Source organism: Thalassotalea ponticola (genome assembly GCF_041379045.1).
Lineage (GTDB): Bacteria > Pseudomonadota > Gammaproteobacteria > Enterobacterales > Alteromonadaceae > Thalassotalea_A > Thalassotalea_A ponticola.
In genome coordinates, this window is sequence record NZ_CP166871.1 from 34,863 (window position 1) to 59,430 (window position 24,568).

The window sequence follows — 24,568 nt, forward strand, 5'->3', positions numbered from 1 at the left end:
ATTGCTATCTATCGTAGAGTTTGTCCGTTTACGTTCGCGATACTAATGAGCAATCAAAACCACATTGTTGATTTATAACCTATTAGTGGCGCTACGATGAAAATTATTACAAGCACTGTTAACTTTTTTCATTGTTTTATTTTTTATGGGGTAATGCATCAATCGATGTCGTGGGGTTTTGCTTGTAGCAATACCGGGCCAGGGCCTTGTGCCTGCAGATGATCATTTTGATTATAAAGAGGGCAGTCTTTTAAACTTAAACAGCCACAACCAATGCATGAGTCCAACGACTCTTGCAGTTTTTGTAGTTGCATTATGCGTTCGGTCAGTTGCTGTTGCCAAGCTCTGGATATGTGTTGCCAGTCTTTTTTGGTGGGGGTTCTAGTATCAGGTAAGTTGGCAAACACTTGCTTTATTTCAGCCAAGCTTATACCTAAATTTTGCGCAACCTTGATCACCGATATGCGTCGCAATACATCGGCTTTATAGCGACGCTGATTACCTTGATTACGCCAACTCTTGATCAACCCTTTTTGCTCATAAAAATGTAAGGTTGATACTTTAACGCCTGCTCGCGTGGCAACTTGGCCAACACTTAAGTTTGCATCCATAGCTCATCTCCCAGCTTTTTACGCTGGTCTGTTTTAAATAAATATCACTTTAAGTAAAAAAAGCCTTTACCTCAACCAAGGTTGAGGTTTTATAGTTTAAACGCTAAATAATTTATGGAGAAAAACTTATGAAAAACAGTAAAGCACAAGCAACAAACAGACTTACACTGAACAACCGTCACGCTTGCTTTAAACGCCGTGTCTGTACTTTATTCAATCAAGCAATGGCGCATAAATAAGTTAACGCTATTTGCTAGTCAGGTCGGTCACCAATTCCAGATCTATCTAGCTTCAAATGTTTTTCCGAAGAACCTTTTCCGACCATAGAAAGTTTGGGAGTACATCCATTCAATATTTACAAGGTCGGCTACTTTTTAACTGACTTTATAGTGTCAAAATGGGGGCAAGAGAGTGTAGTGAAATTGGTGGAGTCAAATGGCGACATTAAAGAAAGTTTAAAAATATCAGTCAGTGTTTTCGAAAAATTGTGACTTTTATTTTTTATGAGATAAGTACAAACTCAGTTATAGTGAATCGTCAGACATAGATTGCTAACTACTTTTGTTCACTGGGTACATAACAAGCTAATCATGTCGTTCACAAGTTCACTGAGACAACGAGTCTGCGGCTCGCGCTTTGCGCCTAGCCCGTACAAATTCATAGTGTTTGGTTTGGCTTTTGTATAATTTTTATTTTGCTTCTAAGGGCAAGCGAGAATAATTAAACTATTGTATACGTAACAAGCAGTTAAAGGGTTGGACGTCTAAAGCTTGGCTGATGTTCGTTCCTCATAAATTATAGCCAAGCTTAATACGCTCAATGTTGAGGCGTTATATGCACGAGGCTGAGAATGTGCGATTTAGAAGAAACTGCGTCACAAAATATACTTATTAAAATCACAAAAATTATTGAAACTGAATGTGCAAAAGATGCCAGTACGCTGTTAAGTGAAGGGTTTGTTTTGCTCGCCGTAGGCAACAATGTTTTTAATGACGATGAAAATCGATTTGTATATTCACTCGGCTTTCCTAAACCAACAGAAGAACTAAGTGATTGGGCTAGAGATAATTTTTGAATATGTGCATGTAACAAGTCAATCATGTCGCTGACAAGTTCAAAGGGACAAATACTTAACAGCTGACTCTTTGCGCAGTTTAGCCGAATCGTATTTGCTCCATATTGAGGCATTAGCTGCGATGGAGAGTTCGAGTTTATATTCCTATTTTGGGTTTTTACCTGTATAGGGATTTATCACGCTGTATGATTTAATAAACCTCTTAACCTAGCGAGCCCAAAATGGGGTGAAGAACCAGGTATTAAAACCTTTGGTTCTAACTTTAAAACGTCGGCCCAAATGTATGCTGACATTCATTTTTTAAATAGCCTATGGGCTGGCAAAGGCACATCAGCTATACCAGTAAAATGTCTTCAAGATATATTGGTGGCTGCTAAAAACATTTTCGCCTACAGTTTTTATTTGGTTTTTAGGGTTTGTTTCTATAGTCATTAATGGGGTTATGGTTGCTTAAAGTAGCTAACAAGCCAATTAAGCGCGGGATTGCTAACAGTTTGCTCGGTTTCGCTCCGTTGCACATTTTAGCCAACAGAGTCTTGCTCATTAACGGGGTGTTATGCATAAATAAGGATTTCGAAAATGGATCTCAATTTCCAATACGCTCATCATTGGCGTGAAGAGTGCGAAACAAAATCAAGTGTAAATATTGGCCAAGCGAGAGCCGCATTCGATCAATCTGAATGAGTGTTATGGCTATTAGGAGTCTCTGTTGAAATCGTTGTTAAAATTGGTTAAATCTCACTGGCTGCTATTTACAGTAGTAATAGGCTTACCCATTACAATTTTGTCTCTTTACCCAGTGGATAGCCTGCCGTCAGTTCCTGGTACAGATAAAACTCACCACTTTATAGCTTATGCAGCGTTGGCATTTCCAATTGCATTGGCGAGACCCAAAAAATGGCTGTTATTTATCGTCGGCTTGCTAGCTTATAGTGGCATTATTGAGTTAATTCAGCCGCATGTTTATCGCTATGGTGAATGGCTCGATTTAGGCGCTAATGGTTTAGGGCTTGTGGTTGGTGTGTTAATGGCTTCTTTGGCTCGGTCGATGACTCTCAAGGATAAATCTCTATAACAAGGCGCTAAATGATTAACGTGGTAAATATCCACTGGTTTTACCCTAATTCCTCTGTTGATGAAAATAAATCTGCCATGTTACTTAACTCGCATCCTTTCTTCGTTATTAATGGCATTTAGCAGAAGCAACTGCTGTTACGGCGACCGCAGTTCATTGCTATTTTAGCGATTACCAGCTTCAAAAAATAAACTGATAAAATATCCGCAGCGATAGCTTGCTTTGGTTGTTTGGCTAATTTTTTCACGTCCTCACTTTTTCTCTATATCACTACTATACTTAGGTTTTATTTTCTATTACGACCTTTTGCAAGTGTGTGTTTGCTTGCATTAAAAATGTTTACACAAGCTTTTTTTGCTGTTTATTGTTCACACCAAAGGGGGTGTTATATGTCAGGCAAGTTTGAAATATACGAAGACAAAGCCGGTGAGTTTCGTTTTCGCTTGAAAGCCGGTAATGGCCAAAATATTTTGGCCAGCGAGGGCTATAAAGCCAAAAGTGGTTGTGTTAATGGTATTGAGTCGGTCAAAAAAAATGCCGCTGATGATAGCCGCTACGAGCGCAAAACAACCGCTTCCGGTAAGTTTTCATTTAATTTGAAGTCGGGTAACCATCAAGTTATTGGCACCAGTCAATCGTACGAAGCTGAAGCGTCGAGAGATAATGGTATAGAGTCAGTTAAAAACAACGCACCAACGGCAAGTGTGGTTGATTTAACCAGCGCTTAATGGGATATCAATCAGCAAGGCACAGCACCTTGTTGATCAGTTTTTTAAATATAATGAACGTTAATACAAGAGGTTATTATGTCAAACGAAGGCTACCACGAGCCGATAAAAGAGCTATCCGATGAAACGCGTGATATGCACCGCGCCATCACCTCATTGATGGAGGAGCTCGAAGCTGTTGATTGGTATAACCAACGGATAGACGCTTGTAAAGACAAAGAACTGAAGGCTATTTTGGCCCATAATCGAGATGAAGAAAAAGAGCATGCGGCGATGGTTTTAGAGTGGATTCGGCGCCAAGACCCTACGTTTGATAAAGAATTGAAGGACTATTTATTTACCGATAAACGCATTGCTCATAAGTAATCCACACGTGTTGAACGCAGTGTAAAGCCGGTTTAAACACTGCTCGGCGGTATACTCGCTTATTGATAGAGCAGTAAATAACAAAAGATAAGGTTAATTTTATGACACTATTAAAGTACTCACCGTGGCTATTACTGTCATTATCAATGTTGCAGTTTGGCTGTACAAGCCAAGCTGCAGAAACAAAGTCAGCAATACCCTCCGCCGAGCAATCAGACCCTAGAGTTTTGGGCTGGATGCAAGGCTCTCCGCCGCCTGCTGATAAGTTGATCATGCAGCCACAATCAAATTACTTTAGTTTTCCTAAGTTGCGTTGGACGGTGTGTCATATTCGAGAGTTATTGCCAACACAACAAGTAAGCAGAGGTTTAGGGGCTCCAACCCCACTGCCTAGCTCTCTAGACATCGAAAATATAGACGCCATTACCTTTAAGCCCATTGGCAGTGATGAAAAAATGACGTGGGAAGAGTCGCTATCGGCAAATTACACCGATGGCATGTTGATTATGCACAAAGGCACCATTGTTTATGAAAAATATTTAGGTTGCTTGAATGAAATGGGTAAACACGCAGCCATGTCGATGACCAAATCGCTAACTGGTTTGTTAGCTGAAATTATGGTGGCTGAAGGTAAGCTCGATGAAAATGCGCTCGTTGCTAAAGTGGTGCCGGAATTAGCCGATAGTGCGTTTGGCAATGCCACCGTGCGTCAGGTTATGGATATGACCACGGCACTTGACTACAGTGAAGATTACTCTGATCCCAATGCCGATATTTGGGTTTACTCTGCGGCCGCGAGTCCTTTGCCGAAAGGTTCTGACTACAAAGGCCCTGATGGCTATTTTGAATATTTGCAAACGTTAAAGTCGAACGGTAAACACGGCGAAGCATTTGGTTATAAAACCGTAAATACCGATGCGCTTGGTTGGATTGTTTCTCGGGTGAGCGGCAAAGAGTTAACCGAACTATTATCGGAAAAAATATGGCAGAAAATGGGCGCTGAGCAAGATGCCTACATGACGGTTGACGGCAAAGGGACGCCATTTGCTGGAGGTGGTTTAACCGCAGGATTACGCGACTTAGGCCGCTTAGGGCAGTTAATGCTCAATCACGGTGAATTAAATGGTGAGCGTTTGTTTGCCAAAGACGTGGTAACGAGTATTGAAAATGGCGGTGATAAAAATGCCTTTGCTAAGGCGGGGTATAAGTCATTAGCGGGCGGCAGCTACCGCAGCATGTGGTGGGTTTTTCACAATGCTAATGGCGCCTATGCGGCGCGAGGTGTACACGGCCAAACCATTTATGTCGACCCAACGGCCGAGATGGTGATAGTGCGCTTTTCATCGTTTCCTCAGGCGAAAAACTCGTATATCGACCCTACCTCGTTACCTGCTTATCAAGCGGTTGCCGACTATTTGCTGAAAAAGTAGCGATACTTAACGCGTTAAAGCCTAATCGTTGTGGTGACAGTTAGGCTTTTTGCGTTTAGGGCATGATTAATAGCAGTGTTTAGCCCGACTGGTGTGGCGCCACTAGTTAACCGCTTGTCAGGACTTGTCATCTTGAATAGATCAATAACCTCGTTGGGTGGTAATTATAAGATTATGATTATTAGGGATAATCTGATATATCTAGATCTAATGGGAAAACATTTGCTCAACGATAAAAGGAATATTATGCGTTATATAATTTTACTGTGTCTATTGTTGCCATTATCAGTTCACGCATCGTCATTAGAGCTTGCTGAACGCTTTATTGCCTTAAGCGATATCACCAAAGTCAAAGGGGCGACCGCTGCTGATATTGAAGCTGTCGCCGCCTTGTTAAGTGACGATATGCGCTACCAACACCCTAATTTTAATGCCGATTTATCAAAGCAGCAGTTTCTCGAAGGCTTGCGTCATTACATGGGGGCGGCAGATAGCTTAAGTACTACGATTACTAACCACATAGCCAGTAAGCAGGCGGTAACCATTGCCATGCTCACCTCGACGGTGACTGAAGGTAACGAAGAGCTCGATAGCGAACCACTCATGCGCTTGTTTGAGTTTAAACACGGTAAAATAACGTTAATACGCGAATATTGGTAAGCCAGTTAAGTGATGGCCTATGGAATGTATATCGTATAAAAAGGGGTATAAGTATCAGTTAACGCAAAGTTATTCTTTAACGATTGATATTTTACCAGAGCAATTTATTGAATCACCTTCAGGGTTTATTAGCTTGTCTAAGCAAGGTTTGCTAACCATAAATAATGGTTACGCATGGGACGGCCCTTCAGGACCAACTATAGATACACAAAATTTTATGCGCGCATCCTTGGTACACGATGCCTTGTATCAGTTAATGCGAGAACAATTGTTAGATACCCAGAGCACTCGAAAACGCGCCGATAAGCTATTGCAACAACTGTGCAGACAAGACGGTATGAGTGCGCTACGCGCTTGGCTTGCTTACAGCGGGTTGCGCTTACTGGGCAGTAAGGCGGCCAGCCCGTTAAATAAAAAGTCGGCGAACAATGCGCCGAGTACCTGCTAAAATTTGTATTTCTCCCAGAGCTGATTGTGACCTGAGTGCATGTGGTGACGTGCTAACTGTTTTGGCTGATCCGCTATTATTGTCGCTATGCGCAAATAACGCCGACGCTTATTGTGTTCATTAAAAATTAATACAGAAATTAATCAATCGTTTAGTTGCTGTGTTAAGGTATTTCACTGATGGCTTCACTGCGCAGTGGCGAGCGCTCATTGCGCCTTAGTATAAACGGTAATTAAGCCGCTAAAATATAACCAAAAGGTTCATGTTCACGTCGATTAAGTAATTGATATGGATAAGGTTTTTGAGGTTTTTAAACGCTTTCTTTGGCTCGGATTAATAAGTCTTGGCGGCCCCGCGGCACATATTGGTTATTTTCAAAAGGCCTTTGTTGAGCAGTATCGATGGTTAGATGACCACGCCTATGGAAAACTTGTCGCCTTGAGCCAATTCTTACCGGGGCCAGGGTCGAGCCAAGTGGGTTTTGCGTTAGGTTTGCAGCGCGCAGGCTTGTTGGGAGGCATAGCGGCCTTCGTGGGATTCACTCTTCCTTCATTTGTGATCATGTATGGCTTAGCAAAAAGCTACAATTTGCTCGCAGGTGATACGCTTAACTCGATTATTCACGGCCTTAAACTGTTGGCCGTAGTGGTAGTGGCTGATGCCAGTCTCAGTATGTACAACAGCTTTTGTAAAAACCGCTTAACCACAACCATAGCCGTGATCAGCTTCATTTGTTTATTGTTGCTTTCGAGTATACAAGTACAAATGTTGTTGTTAGTGGTCGCGGCGGCAACGGGGGCGATATATTGCCACACACCACCACAACAGCAACGCAGTGCAGCCCGTTTAAATTATCTGCCCTTGATTGCCTTTGTGATGCTGTTTGTAAGCACGCTATATCTTGCTCAAACCTCCGGCTTTGCGCAAACCTTTGCCTACTTTTATCAATCAGGGGCGTTGGTATTTGGCGGTGGTCATGTGGTATTACCGTTATTGCAAGAAACTGCTGGCCAAGGCATTGCAAACGATACCTTTTTAATGGGCTACGCCGCTGCGCAGGCGGTACCAGGGCCAATGTTTTCACTGGCGGCATTTTTAGGTGGCCAGTTACACTCAACGAGCCCATTTTTAGGCGCGTTATTGGCGACGTTGGCCATATTTCTTCCCGGGTTTTTACTGGTGCTGTCGTTGCAAGGTGTTTGGCAATCGCTAAGTACCCATCGTCGTGTCGGTGGCGCGGTTATCGCTATTAATGCCGCCGTTGTCGGTATCTTGTTGAGTGCGTTATATTCCCCAGTGTTTACCAGTGCGGTGACCTCTGCCGAGCACATGGCCATTGTTGCGTTAGGCTTGTTGTTGCAGCGTGTATATAAATTGCCAATAGCGATGATGGTATTGCTGTTTGTGCTTATTGGCCTGTTTTTATAATAAAAGTAGTTAATATGACGATTTTAATCGATACCGAACGTCTGCAAATGCGCCATTTTCATGCCGACGATACCGCTGCCGTGTATGCGTTTTCAAGCGACCCAGATGTCACCCGTTATACGGGCGATGCTGGTATGGTAACCAGCCTTGCCGATGCCCGAGGTATTATTGACGATATATGGCTAAGAGAGTATCAACAATATGGCTATGGCCGTTATGCGCTAGTTCACAAAGCCGATGATAAAGTGATTGGTTTTTGTGGTTTTAAGTATGATCCACAGCAACAGCTTACCGACCTCGGTTATCGCATATTGCCTGCTTATTGGCAGCAAGGCTTGGCATCAGAAGCCGTTGCTGCAGTACTCAACTATGGCCGCGACCAGCTCAAGCTAACAACCGTGGTGGCGGATGCGGCAATTGATAACACGGGCTCTAACAAAGTGTTGTTAAACCATGGTTTTCAATGGGTTAAACGTCATACCTTGTATGGCTTTGAGATGAATCACTATCAAATACAGTTAACCTAACACGCTTTGCTTAGCGTTTAAGATGAACGCGATAGGGAGTTATATCGCTAAACGATCCCCTTGGTGTGATGGTGCGCGTTTTGGAACAATACCAATGGCGGCAAATGATAGTCAATCGAGCTTGCTATGGTTGCTATCGATAGTATCGATATAACAACGCTCTACCTAGATATCTAAAAGTAGAGCGTTGTTATCAGCTGGTGGTGAGTTTAAGAGGCGTTATTGGCGGTGCCGTTATGCGTCTCATTATGTACACCATTATGGCTTGGCTCGCTGTGGCTCATGGTGGTCGCTTTGGTCACGGAAATCGCATCTTCAGCTAAATTGTGATTACCTTTAATCAGATCGTCGAGCGACCCCGTTTGTTTATCAACAATACCCAGTTCACGCATCATAGTGTCAACTAAAGGAGCATGGGCGCGATAATTTAATGCGGCTCCCGTGATTTGTTCAGCTAAACCACCTTGGACGCTAGTTTGTGCTTGTTCAGCGGACGATAACGCGCTGGTATGGCTACCGTAACCTTGCAATATTTTAATGCCTTCAATGTTTTCTAACGGCTTCACCGCATTGGCAACAATCTCTGGTAAGGCTTTTAAAATAGCTAACGATTTTTGCAACTCGACTTGTTCATCGCGCAAGGTATTTTCTGCCGCATACAAGGCACGCTTACCCTCGGCTTCTACCGCATACACCTTTTCATCCGCTTCGGCTTTTAGCTTTTTCGCATCGGCTTTGGCTTCGGTTAAGATTGCTTCGGCTCTATCTTCGGCGGCTTGTTTGTCAGCTTCTGCTTGCACGGTAACTGATACTGCTTCGCGCTCAGCTTGTTTTTTAGCATCGATGACTTCAATCTCTTTTTGACGATTGGCAATGGCCACTTGTTTAGCGGTTGCGACAGCCTCTTCTTTTTCAACCTTGAGCTTTTCTGCTTCGGCGGCTTTGGCTCGAGCAGCTGATTCTTCTTCAGATTTTTGCGCAACAATAATTTGTTTTTCTTGCATTGACACTTCAATGTCTTTTTCTTGTTGAATACGCGCTTGCTCAATGGCCTTGCGTTTTTCGATTTCTTGCGCCTCAATTTGTTTCGACTTTTCGATTTCTGCCAATTCGATCGCCCGTAGCTTGGCGATCTCTGCTTCGCGTTCTTCGCGTTCTTTGGTTTCTTTTTGCTTAACGATTTCGGCGTGCTGCTCGGCACGTTTAAATTCAATCGCTTGCTGTTGAATTAATTGCGCTTCTTGCTGTTCTTTTTTGATCTCGAGCGACTGCTTTTCAGCGGCGAGGTTGCGCTCTTCAATCTTTATCCGGTTTTCTTGTTCAATGTCATTGGTTTCTTTGCGCTTTTCTTCGATGATTTTAGCTAGTCTCGCTCTACCCTCTGCATCAAAGGCATTGTTTTCATTAAAAAACTGAAGATCGGTTTGGTCAAAGCCAGTGAGTGATACCGACTCTAACTCAAGACCGTTCTTTTCCAGATCAGCCATCACATTTTGCTGTACTTTTTGCACAAATTCAGAGCGCTGTTCATGCATTTCGGTCATGCTCATTTCAGCAGCCACCGCGCGCAGTACATCAACAAATTTAGACTCCATTAGCTTTTTCAGCTCTTCAACGCGCATGGTGCGGGTACCTAACGTTTGGGCAGCCATCGAAATCCCTTCGGAATTTGGCGCAACGCGCAAGTAGAAGTCGGCTTTCACATCAACACGCATTCGGTCTTTGGTAATAAGCGCATCTTTTTGAGTTTTTTCAACTTCAATACGCAAGGTGTTCATGTTTACTGGAATGGTTTCGTGAACGACTGGTAAGACAATGGCTCCACCGTCTTTTACCACTTTTTCACCACCCATACCGGTGCGAACAAAGGCAATTTCTTTAGTCGCGCGAATGTATAATTTTGCGATGATTAAGCCAATAGTGATCAGTGCCACTAACACACTGGCGGCGACGATAAGCACCAATGATAAGTTATCGCCGGAGGTTATATTTTGCATACAAATTCCTTGTTTTTATTGTTCTAACTTTGCTGCCAACCAGATGTTGGCGTGTTTTTCGAGTAGTACCACACTGACGCCTTGATGAAATTCCTGATCAGCCTGATCCGGTTCAACCATCACGTAGTGTTTTTGATTGTATTCGTCTTGGAGCACGGCTTGTGCGGCGTTGCCTTGACTAGCTTTGCCAATGGTTATGGTAGCGATTTTGCCGCCAAATCCCTGCGAAGAAACCGCTGAGCTCTGGTTTTTGGGAATAAGCTTAGCGATAGCACTACCCAAAATGTGCGTTGCATAACCGGCACCGAGTAAGGCAATTGGCTTAGATAGCCAGTATAAAGGGGCTAAATCAACAGACAGAGCAATCACATAGTTATAGACAATGCCGATCAGGGCAAAACTGGTTAGCATCAATACGAGCCAAACCAACATAGGTAACTTATTTAGACACAACCAACCGAGCAATGAGGTGATGCCACCCGAGGTGACATCGGTATCAACATCAATATCGACCATGTCGTCAAACAAGGACACCACACTGGTACCAATTAACAGCGCTAAGCCCTCGAGTAACGACAGTCCCAAAACGATGACTAATGCCACCAGGTAGGCAAAATTAATATCAGACAGTAAAAAATCAATCACCCACAACCTCCTTGTCTATTTATGTTTTTGTTTTAACGTCGAAAAATTACGATGTTTGATTGTTGATGAACAATATTAAACCATAATAACGATAGTTCTGTGATTTGTATATATGCGGTTTAGGAGGCCAAAACATTCGTCAACAGGCTGTTGTCTGCGTCAGTATTACATCCAGTTACGTCGGCTAATTTCAACCTCGGTTAAGGTACTATTGAGCCAGTCAAAGCCTTGTTGCTCGGCGATGTAGGGAACCTGCACACTGCCTGCGGCAAGGACAAACTGAACAGTGCAAAGCTGATGACGTTTTAATAACCAGCTTTGTTTGAAAGTGGTTTGCTGAACTTTGAACGTTTCAAAAACTTGGTAGTTAACCCCCAAACAGCCATAGCGAACATACGTATACTTATGGTCGCGTGCCCATCCCCAGCGTCGGTAACGCAAATAAAACAAGGCGCTCGCCAGGCTGGCGAGGACGGCAATCGCAATGAGCATTGATTGGTCATTTGCGAGTATCGCTTTATAGCTGGCGATGGTCGTTATCGGTAGCACAAATAGCATTATGTTGCGCCAAAATAGACGCTGGCTTACTGGCTGATAGTTGATAGCCGTTGGTGCGGCGTCAGGGAAGGCATCGCCAAGCAGAAAATCTCGCTCTTTACGAGTGACTGACGGCACGATAATTTGATTGTCGTGGCCGTTGAGGTTCGGGGTGTTGGCGTTTACTTGTTCAAAACGCAAATTAGTACGCCCTAACAGTTTATCAAGCCAGCTCTGTTGGCAGACTATTTTTTGTAAACGCGACAGTCGCATTGTCACTTCCGTACGGGTGAATAATCCGCACTCTCGAATGTATTTATCGCGCTGGCGAATTAATACGAAGCGATGAAAAATAATAATGGCGCCGAGTATGCTTATCAGGCTGATAACGAAAATCACCGCCAAAGCGGCGGTTAATACAGAGCCTATGACCTGCCATAAAGACTGGCTGTCTAAGTCAAAGTAGCTCGATACATTAAAACCCCAATATTGAAGCCAATAGCCAACTTTATCAAACGCATTGTCGATAAAAGGTGCTAGCCCCGCTAGTAATATCCATACCCGATTATTGGTCAGACCGTGAATCACTAAATCGTCAAGGTTACGGCGATCAATAACTTGTTTGTCAGCGCCGCTGGATTGGTGCTGCTGGTCTTGTTGCGTGCTATCTATTGTATCGACTTGGTCGGTATGCGAGCTCTGCGTGGCTAAAATTTCTTGTTTTAGTTGGTTGGCAAAGACGGTGTCTATGGCGACAATTTTTGCTTCTTGTGCCGCGGTTCCTGCGGTGTCAAACTGTATGCAGCAATAACCAAATGGTCGATAGTAAAACGGCACACCAAGCTCGATGTTTTGAATTTTGGCAAACGGTAAGTCAACGTATTTACGCGCTAATACCCCACTTCGAATTTCAATTTTTTGATCTGATAATCGATACTGGAAAAAGTAAAAACTCAATATCGCCGATAGCGTTAGTGCTGCAGCTGCCGCAATGATAATCGGCCACCAAATATGGGGGTTGTTTTGCACTTGGTTAGCCAGAAGTAATAGCGCCGGTAACATATAGACAAAGTTGCCCATGACACTTCTGGCTAGCTGTAAAGCAAAGTAGATTATCGCGATCGGCGCGATGCGCTGCCATTGGTTCGTGGTGCTAACCATGCAAACCTAAATCCTTATGTGACAATATATACTGGCGAAGTTGTTTGGCATGTTTGAGCTCTAGGCCGGGGATTTCGAAGGTGTGCATACTGCCTCCGGCACTGAACACCTGTAAATTGGCCAAGCCAAACTTGCGATCGATAGGACCTCGCCTAAGTTCAACGTGCTGAATTCGCAATATCGGTTGAGTCACCACCGTGCGAAAAAACAAGCCGCTTTTGTAGCTGATGTCCTGCTCTCTTAAAGCGAAGCCTTTGAGTGGGTCGGCTAAATGGCGGTAGACGTATACAGATAAGCCGATAACCGATGCGATAACGCACAAACTGCTCAACGCTAACGACATACCAACAGGCAAGACAATAACTGGTTGTAACAATATGGCGATGAGCAGCGAGACAATGGCAAGTGTTGTTAGCAAAGCGACCAATCGATGCACTTTGGGGTATTGGCTGGCCAACGGCTGAAATTGCAATTGTTGAGTGGTTGTTATCCGCTCTGTAGGTATTTGCATATTACTAAATTCAGGCACCTGCTACTCGTCTAAAAATGTTAGGTAAAATATAAGCTTAACTTAATTTAACCGTTGCGTTAATGCTCTATGCAGCGGTAAATTAAAATATTTAATTGTATTGGCTTAATTAACAATTAGGCTTTAAGGGTATAGGTGCTGCGTACGATTGCTGATTTATTGATTAATGCATACGTATGCACTGGTAATTCAGTATGCATACGTATGCAGTCATTTGCGTTAAAACAGCGAATTAACGTACCGTTACATCAACTTATAAGATTGCTGATTTTTTAAGCATTACACTAATTCAAATATATCGTCGCGCTGTGTGCAGTTTGTTAATCAGATACAGCCGCGGCGACACAGTGAGTTTGCCCCATCCATTGGGTTTGACACAAACAAGAGTTCTATTATGGCAACAGCAAGCAAAAAGCCGTTCACCGCGGCGCAATTTAAGAAGAAAGTTTTACAGCACTTAAACGTTACGAGTTCACAGCAGGACTTCCACAACAACCCATCCGCCGTGCAGCGCGCCGTTTGTATGGCCGTTAACGAAGTGATTTTTGAAAAACTATCACAAACCAATAACTACCACAAAGAGCACAAAACCCGCTCAGTAAATTACTTGTCTCTTGAGTATTTGATGGGGCGTATGCTGTCGAATAACTTACATAACTTAGATTTGTTTGACGTTGCTAAAAAAGCGGTCGCGGATTTGGGCTTTGAAATCGAAGATCTATTTGAACAAGGCCATGATTTAGCTTTGGGCAATGGTGGTTTAGGTCGCCTTGCCGCCTGTTTCCTCGATTCGTTAGCGACTATGGATTTTAATGCTTACGGCTACGGTATTCATTACCAACACGGTTTGTTTAAACAACAGTTTCACCAGTGCCGTCAAATAGAAACACCTGATGAGTGGCGTGAATACGGCAATGCTTGGGAAGTGTGTCGCCCTGAGTCTGTGCAAACCATCGGTTTGTTTGGCAGTGTTGAAACCCGTATCAATGCCGATGGCAGTGAGCAAAAAATCTGGCACCCAGGGCAAACGATTAAAGGGGTTCCGTGGGATGTTCCGATTGTCGGTTATAACTCGAAAACCGTGAATACATTGCGCTTGTGGGAATCGCGTGCGTCAAGCTTTTTCGATTGGGACGAATTTAACTCCGGCGCTTATCAAGATGCACATGCGGCGCAAAACGCAGCAGAAACCATTTCTAAAGTACTCTATCCAAACGATGAAACCGAAGCGGGTAAAGAGTTGCGCTTTATTCAGCAGTATTTTTTCTGTGCGTGTTCAATAAAAGATATTATCGCCCGTTATCAATCTATGCACGGCAATGATTGGTCGCATTTTGCCGATAAAATGGTGATGCAACTCAATGACACTCACCCAACCATTGCCATTTTAGAATTGATGCGCATTCTGATCGATGAACACAACTTCAGCTTTGCCGATGCGTTTGCTCTATGTCGCCAGTGTTTTGCTTATACCAACCATACGCTCCTGCCGGAAGCGCTAGAAAAGTGGTCGGTACCAATGTTCGAGCGCGTGCTACCTCGTCATCTACAGATATTATTTGCCATTAATGAATTCTTCTTAGATCGCGAAGTCTCGGCTATGTGGCCAGGCGATCACCTTATGCGCCGTCGCTTATCGCTTATTGAAGAAGGCGAAGTACAAATGGTGCGCATGGCTCATTTGTGTGTGGTGTCATCATTTAAAGTTAACGGTGTTGCCCAAATTCACTCGGACCTCGTTAAAAGCGATTTATTCCCTGAGTTTAATGCACTGTATCCGCAAAAATTAACGAATGTGACCAATGGTGTGACGCCTCGCCGCTGGTTAAAAGCGTGTAACCCGGCGTTGTCAGCCCTACTTGATAGCAAGGTCAAAACCGATTGGCCCAAGCACTTATCGAGTCTAGCTTCGGTTGCTGATTTTGCTGATGATAGTAAGTTTCAACAGCAATTTATGGATATTAAACACGCGAATAAAGTCAAACTGGCTGAGGAAATTTTAGCTTTGACTGGTGTCGACGTTGATCCAAATGCGATTTTTGACGTGCAAATTAAGCGCTTGCACGAGTACAAGCGCCAACACTTGAACTTTTTACACATACTGGCGCTCTATCGTCGCTTACTCAATAACCCTGATTACGATATGCATCCGCGCGTTTACATCTTTGGCGCTAAAGCAGCACCGGGTTATTACTTAGCCAAAGAAATTATTTTTGCGATCAATAAGGTAGCAGAGAAAATCAATAATGATGCGCGAATTAATGGCAAGCTAAAAGTTGTCTTTATGCCAAATTACCGCGTCACACTAGCGGAGAAAATTATTCCCGCAGCGGATGTGTCAGAGCAAATATCTACCGCCGGTAAAGAAGCGTCGGGTACGGGTAATATGAAGCTTGCGCTTAACGGAGCGGTTACCTTAGGTACTCTGGATGGGGCCAATGTCGAAATTGCTGAAGAAGTCGGCGACGACAATATCTTCATTTTTGGTCACACGGTTGAACAAATTAAAGCGTTAAACGAGCATGGCTATAACCCACATCACTATTACCAAACCAATGCCGAGCTCAAAGCGGTGATCGATTGGCTGTACAGTGATTACTTTACTCCAGGTCACCCGGGTGAGCTCAGTGCAATTGCCAATAGCTTGCTAGACGGTGGTGATCCGTATCGTGTTATGGCGGATTTTGAGTCTTACTGTCAGGCCAATATTGAACTGGATAAAGCCTACAAAGACAAAGCGCGCTGGGCGAAAATGGCGATTATTAACACCGCCAAAATGGGTAAATTTACATCCGATCGTTCAATTCAAGATTACGTCGATAATATCTGGAAATTAGAACCGATTGTAGAGTAACGTAGAAAGGCTGGTGAATAACCGGCCTTTAGTTAAGCTAGCAATTGAGGAAAGGATACAATAGATGCAACAAGACATAGACGCCATTCTACAAGCTCGTCACCCTAACCCATTCGGATTTTTGGGGATGCATGCCAACGCGCAAGGTTATTTGCAGATCAATTGTTTTGTGCAAGATGCGATTAGCGTTAGTGTGGTAGATACCAACGGTAAGGTTGTAGCCCGTTTAGACAAGGTAGACGAGGCTGGGTTGTTTACTAAAGTAACGCGTCGAAAGAAGCACTTTACCTACCTCCTCAAAGCGAAGTTTAACGACGGAGAAAAAACCTTTGTTGATCCGTTTTCTTGCACCCCGGTACTTGGCGACTTAGACATTTGTTTGTTCAACGAAGGCAAGCACAAACGGCCTTATCAGAAACTTGGCGCACACGTCATTGAACACGACGGTGTCAAAGGGGTGTCATTTGCAGTCTGGGCTCCCAATGCCAGTTCTGTCTCGGTAGTCGGAGATTTTAACCGCTGGGACGGACGGGTTCACCCGTTGCGCAAACGCGTTGAAGCCGGTATTTGGGAAATCTTCATACCACACAACAGTTGTGCCAATGGCATTGCGGCCGGTAATCATTACAAATTTGAAATCAAAGACCAATATGGTCATTTGTTGCCATTAAAGGCTGACCCCTATGGCGCACAAGCACAATTCCGGCCCGATACGTCATCGGTTATTAGCGCGCCGAGTGAGTTTGATTGGCAAGACGATGCGTGGCTAAATTCGCGCGCGGCGCGCAATGCCTACGATGCGCCAATGTCGATTTACGAGGTTCACTTGGGCAGCTGGCAACGCGATGATAACAATCAGTTTTTAAACTACCGAGAATTGGCAGACCGATTGATACCTTACACCTTACAAATGGGCTTTACACACATTCAGCTTATGCCGGTGAGTGAATACCCGTTTGATGGCTCGTGGGGCTATCAACCAGTCGGACTATTTGCACCGACGGCGCGCTTTGGCAGTGCGCAAGACTTTAAATACTTTGTCGATGCGTGTCACAGTGCGGGTCTTGGATTGTTGATCGACTGGGTGCCAGGTCACTTTCCAGTGGATGCCCATGGCTTAAGTCGATTTGATGGTACCTGTTTATACGAGCACGAAGACGTGCGCAAGGGCTTTCATCCCGATTGGAATACCCTTATTTACAATTACGGCCGTACCGAAGTCACCAACTTCTTGTGTGCCAGTGCTATGCATTGGCTCGATAACTATCACATTGATGGTATTCGCGTCGATGCGGTCGCCTCCATGCTGTATTTAGACTACAGTCGCAAAGAAGGAGAGTGGTTGCCAAATGAGCATGGCGGTAATGAAAACCTCGAAGCGGTGGCTTTTTTACAGCAGTTCAACGAACAACTATACGCCGATTATCCCGGTGCTTTTTCGGTGGCAGAAGAGTCAACGTCGTGGCCTGGCGTGTCTAAGCCGACTTCCATGGGGGGCCTCGGTTTTGGCTACAAGTGGAACATGGGCTGGATGAACGATACCTTGCAGTACATGGGGCGCGATCCGATTCACCGTCAATACCACCACAGTGAAATCAGCTTTGGCTTAGTGTATGCGTTTGATGAAAATTTTATTTTGCCACTCAGTCATGACGAAGTGGTGCACGGCAAAGGCTCGATCTTAGCCCGTATGCCTGGCGATGAGTGGCAGCGCTTTGCCAATTTGCGCGCCTACTACAGTTTTATGTGGACTCATCCTGGCAAAAAACTGTTGTTTATGGGCTGTGAGTTTGGCCAAGCTAATGAGTGGAACTTTGATCAATCGCTCGATTGGCATTTACTTGAACACGGTTATCACCAAGGGGTGCAGCAGCTCATTAAAGACCTTAACCGCTTGTACAAGGAAACGCCGGCGCTACATCAGCTCGATTGCCAAGCACAGGGCTTTGCTTGGGTTGATCACGAAAACGCTGGACAGTCAGTATACAGTTACATTCGCTATGGCAAAGACGGTAGTAATCCAGTACTCGTGGTCTGTAACTTTACCCCAACGGTACACCATCAGTTTCGCCTTGGTGTACCTAAAGCCGGATACGCCAAGGAAATCTTCAATTCGGATGCGAGTATTTATGGCGGCAGTAACGTGGGTAACCTCGATGGCGTGCACAGTCAAGCGAACCAGTGGCAAGGTTTTGCGCAATCGATTGACATTACCGTGCCTCCGTTGGCAACGGTTGTCTTTGAGTTGCGCTAGCGCTATAACTGAGTGAGTTGATGATGCAAACACTACCCGGAAAAAATTACCCTCTAGGGGCAACCTTTGATGGTCAAGGTACAAACTTTGCCTTGTTTTCGGTTAACGCCACCAAGGTGGAGTTGTGTTTGTTTGCCGCCGACAACGAAACTGAAACAGCCCGAATAGAGCTCAGCGAATACACGGATGAAGTGTGGCATATTTACTTGCCCGACATTAAACCCGGTACCCTTTACGGCTATCGGGTGCACGGTCCCTATGAACCACACAACGGTCATCGATTTAATCCCGCTAAATTGCTGCTCGATCCCTATGCCAAAAAGTTAACGCGCGGTTTTAGTTGGTCTAACAGCCATTACGGCTACGATGTCCAATCTCGTCAGCAAGATTTGATCATCGACCACACGGATAACGCCGGCTTCATGCCCAAATGCGTGGTGTGTGACAATGCCGCCAAGGTTGAGCGTCAGGTGCACATCGCCCCTCACCAAGCGATTATTTACGAAGCCCATGTCAAAGGCTTGACCAAGCTCAAGCAAGATATCCCACAGCAGCATCGAGGGACGTATTTAGGCCTAGCTCATCCAACAACCATCAGTTATCTGCAGCAACTGGGTGTGACTTCGATCGAGTTGTTGCCGGTGCAGGCCTTTTTGGACGAACCATTTGTGTTAGAAAAAGGCTTAAAAAACTACTGGGGCTATAACTCTATAGGCTTTTTTGCACCTGAACCCCGCTACTGCGTTGACGACGAAATTGCCGAGTTTCGCGCGCTCGTTGAAGCCTTTCACCAAGCTGGTATGGAGGTGATTGTTGATGTGGTTTACAACCACACCGCAGAAGGCAATCACTTAGGTCCGACTTTTAGTTTTAAAGGTATAGACAACGCCAGTTACTATCGTTTAGAAAATGAAGACAAGCGCTTTTACGTCAACCACTCCGGCTGTGGCAATACCCTAAACCTCGCACACCCTCGCGTGTTGCAATTGGTTATGGACAGTTTGCGTTACTGGGTTGAAGTGATGGGCGTGGATGGTTTTCGCTTTGATTTGGCGCCTATTTTGGGGCGTAAAAATTATCAAACCAATGACAACTTTGATTCCCACACAGCGTTTTTTGCCACCTTGCGCCAAGACCCTGTGTTAGCCAACGTACGAATGATTGCCGAGCCTTGGGATATTGGCCACGGCGGTTATCAGCTCGGTCAGTTTCCCGGTAACTGGCAAGAGTGGAACGATAGGTTTCGCGACGCGGTACGACGCTTTTGGCGTGGTGATGAAGGCATGATCCCCGAGTTAGCCAGACGCTTGCACGGCAGTGCTGATATCTTTGAACATCACGGTCGTCGCCCCTTTGCCAGCGTCAATTTAGTGACCGCACACGATGGCTATACCTTGCACGATTTAGTGACGTATGAGCAACGTCACAATCACGCCAATGGCGAGAATAACAGCGATGGCCACGGCAGTAATTTTAGCTGCAATTACGGTGTTGAAGGTGAAACCAACGACCAGCGAATCAATCAAATTCGCGCTCAACAAAAGCGCAATATCCTAGCTACTCTGTTTCTTGCCCAAGGCACGCCGATGCTGCTCGGCGGTGACGAGCGCAACCACAGCCAAAGTGGAAATAACAATGCCTATTGCCAAGATAACCAGCTAACGTGGCTTAATTGGCATAAAGACGATGACCAACAAATGCATTTTGTGCAGCAACTTATTTGGTTGCGCAAACAGCACCCATTGTTAAACCGCCGCCACTATCAACACGGTCAAACCAGATCGAGCAAAACCGGCTTGCCTGATTTGAGCTGGTTTAATTGCCATGGCGAAGCAATGGATGAAAGCAACTGGCACAACAAAGCACTAAAGAGCTTTGCCATGATGCTAGCCGAGACAAATCACCACCAAGCGATGCTGCACGCTAAGCATTACGCTGCAACTGCAGATTGCCAGGTTAGCGTGGATGACGGTTTATTGATAATTTTTAATGCCCATCACCATGCGACGCGGTTTCAACTGCCCAAACTTGTTGGCAAGTGGACCGTGATTATTAATACTGCCAATGCCGAGGCGCCTGTTGACGATCAACTTATCACCGATACAGAGCTTGCCGTGGCGGCTTACAGCACTTTAGTGCTGACATATAGCCAAATTGATATTCAGGAATGACCCTTATGACACCAATGCAACAGCTTGCCGAACAGGTAGGCTTTCACCCAAGCTACAAGGACTGTTATCACAATACGGTCTACGCTAATCAGGATGCGCTTAAAGCCCTGTTAGAAGCTATGGATTACGACCTTTCATCGGAACACGCTATTTTGAGCGCGGCCGAGCGATTACAACACGGCGAATGGCAAAAGCTGTTAGCCGACACGTGTATTGTCAAAGCCGAATTGAGTCAATACAGCGTGCCCGTGAGTGTTAGAATCAGTGATAAAGATCAACCGTTAACGTGGCAGCTAGCGCTAGAAAATGGACAAACACTAACCGGTAGTGCCGACCTCCATCACTTAGCCATTAGCGGTGAAGGCAATGTTGGAGAGGTACACTACCAAAAACTGGAGCTATTGCTGCCACATATTGAGCAAGGGTATCACCAGTTAACGGTGACGGTTGCTGAGCACACTGAGCGTTGTCACTTAATTGTCGCACCAAAAACCTGTTTATCTCCTAACGAAGTCGCCAACTATCGCATGTGGGGCTTGGCAGCACAGCTGTACTCACTGAAGTCGGATAACAGCTGGGGCATGGGGGATTTTGGCGACCTGAAAACGTTGGTTACTCAGTCGGCAGAACGCGGTGTAACGGCAATTGGCTTAAACCCGTTACACCCTTTGTATCCCAATAACCCGGGTCATATTAGTCCGTACTCACCAACCAGTCGATGTTTCTTAAATACCATGTATATCGACGTTACTTCGGTCGATAACTTTACCGATTGTGAAGCGGCACAAGCCTTAGTCAACTCGGCTGACTTTCAGCACCATGTGAGTGAAGCCAATAACAAAGAATTTATTGATTACCCATACGCGGCACACCTTAAATATCAAGTGTTGGAGTTGCTGTATCAAGATTTCACTGCTAACCACTTGGCCAGCAACAGCGACTTTGCTAAAGCCTATCAACAGTTTGTCGACGAAATGGGCGATGATTTGTTTGAACTGGCAACCTTTGATGCGTTGTACGAGCATTTTCGCAACATTGATGAGCACGCATACGGTTGGAAAGCGTGGCCAAAAGCGTATCAAGATCCGCACAGTGATGAAGTAGAAGCCTTTAAAAAAGACCATGCTGAGCGCATCGGCTACTTCCAGTTTTTGCAGTTTGTTGCCGACCGTCAATTAGCAGCAGCGGCCAACGAAGCAAAAGCGCATCAGATGCCAATTGGCTTATACATGGATTTGGCCGTGGGTTGTGATGGCTCGGGAGCTGAAGTGTGGGCTGACAAGCACAGTTATGTTGCCGGCGCAGCCGTGGGCGCGCCACCTGATGCGATGAACACCTTAGGTCAAGACTGGGGGTTAACGCCAATTAACCCGGTTGCGCTCAAACAAAAAGGCTACATGCCGTTAGTCAAAGCACTGCGCAGTAATATGCGACATGCTGGCGCGCTGCGCATTGACCACGTACTTGGCCTGATGCGTCAATATTGGGTCGCGCCTGGTATGGCAGCTGACCAAGGCATTTACATTACTTTCCCACTCGAAGATATCTTTCGCATTATCGCCTTAGAATCGCGTCGCAATCGCTGTGTGGTTATCGGTGAAGATTTGGGTAATGTGCCGGACGGTTTTGGCGACATTATGGCGGAGTATGGTTTGTTATCGTACAAAGTTCTGTTTTTCGAACGTTGGGATACCGGCTTGTACTTCCGCCCTGAACTGTACCCCGAACAATCTATGGTCACCGTATCAACACACGATCTATCAACTTTAGCGGGCTGGTGGACCGGCAATGACCTGAAGTGGCGACAAGACCTCAATTTGTATCCCAACGAACAAATGGGCATCGATGAGCGAGCCGGTCGCGTTACCGACCGAGAGCAGTTGTTGGCAGCACTTGAATTCGAGGGCGTACTCAAGCGTGAAGAGTTCCCAAGTACGCAACCGGCACAGATGAACCATGCGTTATCACGCGCGGCGCAAGCTTACCTTGCCAAAGCGCCAAGTCGCGTGTTACTCGTGCCTGTCGAAGATGCATTGGGCTTACATGAGCAAGTAAATATTCCTGGAACGGTTGATGAACACCCGAATTGGCGTCGTCGCTTACCACTCCCGATTGACCAATTTTGGCTTGATACTGATATGAAAAACTTGGTTGACGTGATGAATCTAGAACGCCCTAAAGGCGAGTAACAGGGATATTATGAGGAACAGTATGAACAAGCTAACAGGCGTTTTACTGGCCGTTACGGCCACCCTTGGTGTGCTTGGTTGCAGTCAACAAAACGATCGAGAAGTGGCGCAAGACATCGATGCTCAACTGCAGCACAGCGTTGCGACAGCACCAATTAGTGAACAGCTACCACACTATTTAGAGCGCGATATTAAAGATGAAGTGTTTTACTTTGTGATGCCCGATCGCTTTTACAATGGCGATCGCAGCAACGATTTAGGCAGTGCTAACAAACCTGAATCTTATGGCGGCTTTGATCCAAGCAGTAAAGGTCATTATCACGGCGGTGATATGCGCGGCTTAAAACAGAAGTTGCCGTATTTGCAACAAATGGGTATTACCGCCCTTTGGATGACGCCAATTATGCGCAACCAAGCGGTACAAGGCGACAGTTCTGGATATCACGGTTATTGGGTACTCGACTTTACCGAAATTGACCCGCATTTAGGCTCTAATCAGGATTTAATTGATCTGATAGACGCGGCACATGCACTTAATATGAAGGTGTTCTTTGACATCATAGCCAACCATACGGCTGATGTGATTAAGTTTAAAGAGTGCCATGGAGAAAACGGTGATCAGTGGTTGCACAAAACACCTGGTTTGTGTGACTACAAGAGTAAAGCGCAACTTGCCAACGGCGATGCATACACCGTGTTTGTTCCCGAGGGCAAAGAGCACTTGAAGGTGCCGGCTTGGTTGAATGACCCCAAATACTACAATAACCAAGGCGATAGTATGTGGCATGGTGAAAGCGCCTTATACGGTGATTTTGCTGGACTCGATGATATCAATACCGAGCACCCTGACGTGGTGACTGGGTTAATTGACGTGTTCAAAGATATTGTCACTGAATTTAAACCCGACGGTTTTCGCATTGATACGGTTAAGCACGTTAATTTAGAATTTTGGCAGCAGTTTTCGCCGGCGATTTTAGCGCATGCTAAGCAACAAGGCATACCGCAGTTTTTCATGTTTGGTGAAGTGTACGACGGCGAACCTAAAAACCTGAGCAAATTTGTCACCGAGGGCAAGCTGCAATCGATTCTTGATTTTGCCTTTCAAGGCGCGGTATACCGCAGCTTAATAGACAATCAAGGCAGTGACGAACTGGCTAAATTGTTTGCCCAAGACAGCTTGTACAACGGTGAGTATGGCGACGCCTCTACGTTAGTCAACTTTACCGGTAACCACGATATGGGACGTTTTGCGTATATGCTTAACGCCAAACACCCGAATATGACTGAAGCTGAAAAATTGGCGCGGATAAAGCTTTCTAATGCGCTGATGTATTTCAGTCGTGGTATTCCGGTTGTCTATTACGGCGATGAGCAAGGCTTTGTCGGCGATGGTAATGACAAAGACGCTCGCCAAGATATGATGCCGTCAAAGGTGGCTAGTTATAACGATGACGACTTACTCGGTACCAATAGCACCACCGCCGATGACAATTTTGATCAGCGCCATGTGTTGTATCAGAACCTAGTGTCGCTGGCCAATATTTATGGCCAACACAAAACCTTGCGCCACGGCGTTCAACAGGTGGTTTATTCGCAATCGACACCCGGCATATTTGCGTTAACTCGCACCGACGACCAGTATCAGTATTTGTTTGTTGCTAATACCGCCAATACCGAGCAAGCCGTTGACTTAACTATGACGGAGCAGGATTATCAGCCCGTTGTTAGGGCTGAGGATAAAACCGAGAGTGCTGGTATTATCAATATCAACTTAGCACCGCTGAGTTACGCCATTTATCGCAGTAAACGATAAATACGACAGTGGTGCTAAATGCCATTGTGCCAACATTAACAAAGGGCAGTGATGACTTACTGCCCTTTGT

General features: G+C 45.2%; 19 protein-coding genes. 14 read left to right on the forward strand and 5 right to left on the reverse strand.

The window, feature by feature from the left end; translation table 11 throughout:
* Positions 1 to 158: 158 nt before the first annotated feature.
* Positions 159 to 611: a redox-sensitive transcriptional activator SoxR gene (soxR, locus tag ACAY30_RS00195; protein ID WP_290251372.1), complete on the reverse strand. Its 453-nt coding sequence runs from the start codon at positions 609 to 611 to the stop codon at positions 159 to 161.
* 850 nt (positions 612 to 1,461) lie between these two features.
* Between soxR and ACAY30_RS00200 the strand changes: the two genes are divergently transcribed.
* The 9 genes from ACAY30_RS00200 (at position 1,462) to ACAY30_RS00240 (ending at position 8,348) form a co-directional block, all read left to right on the forward strand.
* Complete coding sequence (locus ACAY30_RS00200) at positions 1,462 to 1,686, forward strand: hypothetical protein (protein WP_290251371.1); 225 nt, start codon at positions 1,462 to 1,464, stop codon at positions 1,684 to 1,686.
* Positions 1,687 to 2,395: 709 nt separating this feature from the next.
* Positions 2,396 to 2,761 (forward strand): VanZ family protein, encoded by a 366-nt coding sequence (locus ACAY30_RS00205; protein ID WP_290251370.1) that lies wholly within the window; start codon positions 2,396 to 2,398, stop codon positions 2,759 to 2,761.
* A 389-nt stretch (positions 2,762 to 3,150) separates the two neighbouring features.
* Positions 3,151 to 3,489, forward strand: a complete 339-nt coding sequence (locus tag ACAY30_RS00210; protein ID WP_290251369.1) for a YegP family protein — start codon at positions 3,151 to 3,153, stop codon at positions 3,487 to 3,489.
* Between the two features lie 78 nt (positions 3,490 to 3,567).
* Positions 3,568 to 3,855 carry a ferritin-like domain-containing protein gene (locus ACAY30_RS00215; RefSeq protein WP_290251368.1) on the forward strand — a complete coding sequence of 96 codons (288 nt, stop codon included), beginning with the start codon at positions 3,568 to 3,570 and terminating at the stop codon, positions 3,853 to 3,855.
* Positions 3,856 to 3,956: 101 nt separating this feature from the next.
* Entirely contained in the window at positions 3,957 to 5,285 is a 1,329-nt protein-coding gene (locus ACAY30_RS00220) for a serine hydrolase (RefSeq protein WP_290251367.1), read from the forward strand.
* A 246-nt stretch (positions 5,286 to 5,531) separates the two neighbouring features.
* Entirely contained in the window at positions 5,532 to 5,945 is a 414-nt protein-coding gene (locus ACAY30_RS00225; RefSeq protein ID WP_290251366.1) for a nuclear transport factor 2 family protein, read from the forward strand.
* Positions 5,946 to 5,964: 19 nt separating this feature from the next.
* Positions 5,965 to 6,393: a DUF1353 domain-containing protein gene (locus tag ACAY30_RS00230; RefSeq protein WP_290251365.1), complete on the forward strand. Its 429-nt coding sequence runs from the start codon at positions 5,965 to 5,967 to the stop codon at positions 6,391 to 6,393.
* A gap of 288 nt (positions 6,394 to 6,681) precedes the next feature.
* Positions 6,682 to 7,821, forward strand: coding sequence for a chromate efflux transporter (gene chrA, locus ACAY30_RS00235; RefSeq protein WP_290251364.1), 1,140 nt, complete (start codon positions 6,682 to 6,684; stop codon positions 7,819 to 7,821).
* Positions 7,822 to 7,835: 14 nt separating this feature from the next.
* The gene (locus ACAY30_RS00240; protein WP_290251363.1) at positions 7,836 to 8,348 is read left to right on the forward strand and encodes a GNAT family N-acetyltransferase; all 513 of its coding nucleotides are present in this window, start codon (positions 7,836 to 7,838) and stop codon (positions 8,346 to 8,348) included.
* Positions 8,349 to 8,557: 209 nt separating this feature from the next.
* Here the strand turns inward: ACAY30_RS00240 and ACAY30_RS00245 are convergent, their stop codons facing one another.
* The 4 genes from ACAY30_RS00245 to ACAY30_RS00260 form a co-directional block, all read right to left on the reverse strand.
* Entirely contained in the window at positions 8,558 to 10,345 is a 1,788-nt protein-coding gene (locus ACAY30_RS00245) for a flotillin family protein (RefSeq protein WP_290251362.1), read from the reverse strand.
* Between the two features lie 15 nt (positions 10,346 to 10,360).
* Positions 10,361 to 10,990, reverse strand: coding sequence for an OB-fold-containig protein (locus tag ACAY30_RS00250; RefSeq protein ID WP_290251361.1), 630 nt, complete (start codon positions 10,988 to 10,990; stop codon positions 10,361 to 10,363).
* A gap of 165 nt (positions 10,991 to 11,155) precedes the next feature.
* A complete protein-coding gene (locus ACAY30_RS00255; RefSeq protein WP_290251360.1) occupies positions 11,156 to 12,688 on the reverse strand; it encodes a PH domain-containing protein in 1,533 nt (510 codons plus the stop codon).
* The gene (locus tag ACAY30_RS00260) at positions 12,681 to 13,217 is read right to left on the reverse strand and encodes a PH domain-containing protein (RefSeq protein ID WP_290251359.1); all 537 of its coding nucleotides are present in this window, start codon (positions 13,215 to 13,217) and stop codon (positions 12,681 to 12,683) included. Before ACAY30_RS00260 ends, ACAY30_RS00255 begins: the two co-directional genes overlap by 8 nt.
* A gap of 394 nt (positions 13,218 to 13,611) precedes the next feature.
* Here ACAY30_RS00260 and ACAY30_RS00265 point away from each other — a divergent pair, with 394 nt between their 5' ends.
* From ACAY30_RS00265 to ACAY30_RS00285, 5 genes are all read left to right on the forward strand, one after another.
* Complete coding sequence (locus ACAY30_RS00265) at positions 13,612 to 16,071, forward strand: glycogen/starch/alpha-glucan phosphorylase (RefSeq protein WP_290251358.1); 2,460 nt, start codon at positions 13,612 to 13,614, stop codon at positions 16,069 to 16,071.
* A gap of 64 nt (positions 16,072 to 16,135) precedes the next feature.
* The gene (gene glgB, locus ACAY30_RS00270; protein WP_290251357.1) at positions 16,136 to 18,325 is read left to right on the forward strand and encodes a 1,4-alpha-glucan branching protein GlgB; all 2,190 of its coding nucleotides are present in this window, start codon (positions 16,136 to 16,138) and stop codon (positions 18,323 to 18,325) included.
* A gap of 20 nt (positions 18,326 to 18,345) precedes the next feature.
* Positions 18,346 to 20,496, forward strand: a complete 2,151-nt coding sequence (glgX, locus tag ACAY30_RS00275; protein WP_290251356.1) for a glycogen debranching protein GlgX — start codon at positions 18,346 to 18,348, stop codon at positions 20,494 to 20,496.
* A gap of 5 nt (positions 20,497 to 20,501) precedes the next feature.
* On the forward strand, positions 20,502 to 22,685 hold the full coding sequence (gene malQ / locus ACAY30_RS00280) for a 4-alpha-glucanotransferase (protein WP_290251355.1): 2,184 nt from the start codon (positions 20,502 to 20,504) through the stop codon (positions 22,683 to 22,685).
* Between the two features lie 22 nt (positions 22,686 to 22,707).
* A complete protein-coding gene (locus ACAY30_RS00285; protein ID WP_290251354.1) occupies positions 22,708 to 24,498 on the forward strand; it encodes an alpha-amylase family glycosyl hydrolase in 1,791 nt (596 codons plus the stop codon).
* Positions 24,499 to 24,568: the final 70 nt, after the last annotated feature.

What these genes read in the sequence shown, in the direction of transcription:
- soxR (WP_290251372.1), bottom strand. Translation starts at nt 611, where the DNA reads ATGGATGCAAACTTAAGTGTTGGCCAAGTTGCCACGCGAGCAGGCGTT.
- ACAY30_RS00200 (WP_290251371.1), top strand. Translation starts at nt 1,462, where the DNA reads ATGTGCGATTTAGAAGAAACTGCGTCACAAAATATACTTATTAAAATC.
- ACAY30_RS00210 (WP_290251369.1), top strand. Translation starts at nt 3,151, where the DNA reads ATGTCAGGCAAGTTTGAAATATACGAAGACAAAGCCGGTGAGTTTCGT.
- ACAY30_RS00215 (WP_290251368.1), top strand. Translation starts at nt 3,568, where the DNA reads ATGTCAAACGAAGGCTACCACGAGCCGATAAAAGAGCTATCCGATGAA.
- ACAY30_RS00220 (WP_290251367.1), top strand. Translation starts at nt 3,957, where the DNA reads ATGACACTATTAAAGTACTCACCGTGGCTATTACTGTCATTATCAATG.
- ACAY30_RS00225 (WP_290251366.1), top strand. Translation starts at nt 5,532, where the DNA reads ATGCGTTATATAATTTTACTGTGTCTATTGTTGCCATTATCAGTTCAC.
- ACAY30_RS00230 (WP_290251365.1), top strand. Translation starts at nt 5,965, where the DNA reads ATGGAATGTATATCGTATAAAAAGGGGTATAAGTATCAGTTAACGCAA.
- chrA (WP_290251364.1), top strand. Translation starts at nt 6,682, where the DNA reads ATGGATAAGGTTTTTGAGGTTTTTAAACGCTTTCTTTGGCTCGGATTA.
- ACAY30_RS00240 (WP_290251363.1), top strand. Translation starts at nt 7,836, where the DNA reads ATGACGATTTTAATCGATACCGAACGTCTGCAAATGCGCCATTTTCAT.
- ACAY30_RS00245 (WP_290251362.1), bottom strand. Translation starts at nt 10,345, where the DNA reads ATGCAAAATATAACCTCCGGCGATAACTTATCATTGGTGCTTATCGTC.
- ACAY30_RS00255 (WP_290251360.1), bottom strand. Translation starts at nt 12,688, where the DNA reads ATGGTTAGCACCACGAACCAATGGCAGCGCATCGCGCCGATCGCGATA.
- ACAY30_RS00265 (WP_290251358.1), top strand. Translation starts at nt 13,612, where the DNA reads ATGGCAACAGCAAGCAAAAAGCCGTTCACCGCGGCGCAATTTAAGAAG.
- glgB (WP_290251357.1), top strand. Translation starts at nt 16,136, where the DNA reads ATGCAACAAGACATAGACGCCATTCTACAAGCTCGTCACCCTAACCCA.
- glgX (WP_290251356.1), top strand. Translation starts at nt 18,346, where the DNA reads ATGATGCAAACACTACCCGGAAAAAATTACCCTCTAGGGGCAACCTTT.
- malQ (WP_290251355.1), top strand. Translation starts at nt 20,502, where the DNA reads ATGACACCAATGCAACAGCTTGCCGAACAGGTAGGCTTTCACCCAAGC.
- ACAY30_RS00285 (WP_290251354.1), top strand. Translation starts at nt 22,708, where the DNA reads ATGAACAAGCTAACAGGCGTTTTACTGGCCGTTACGGCCACCCTTGGT.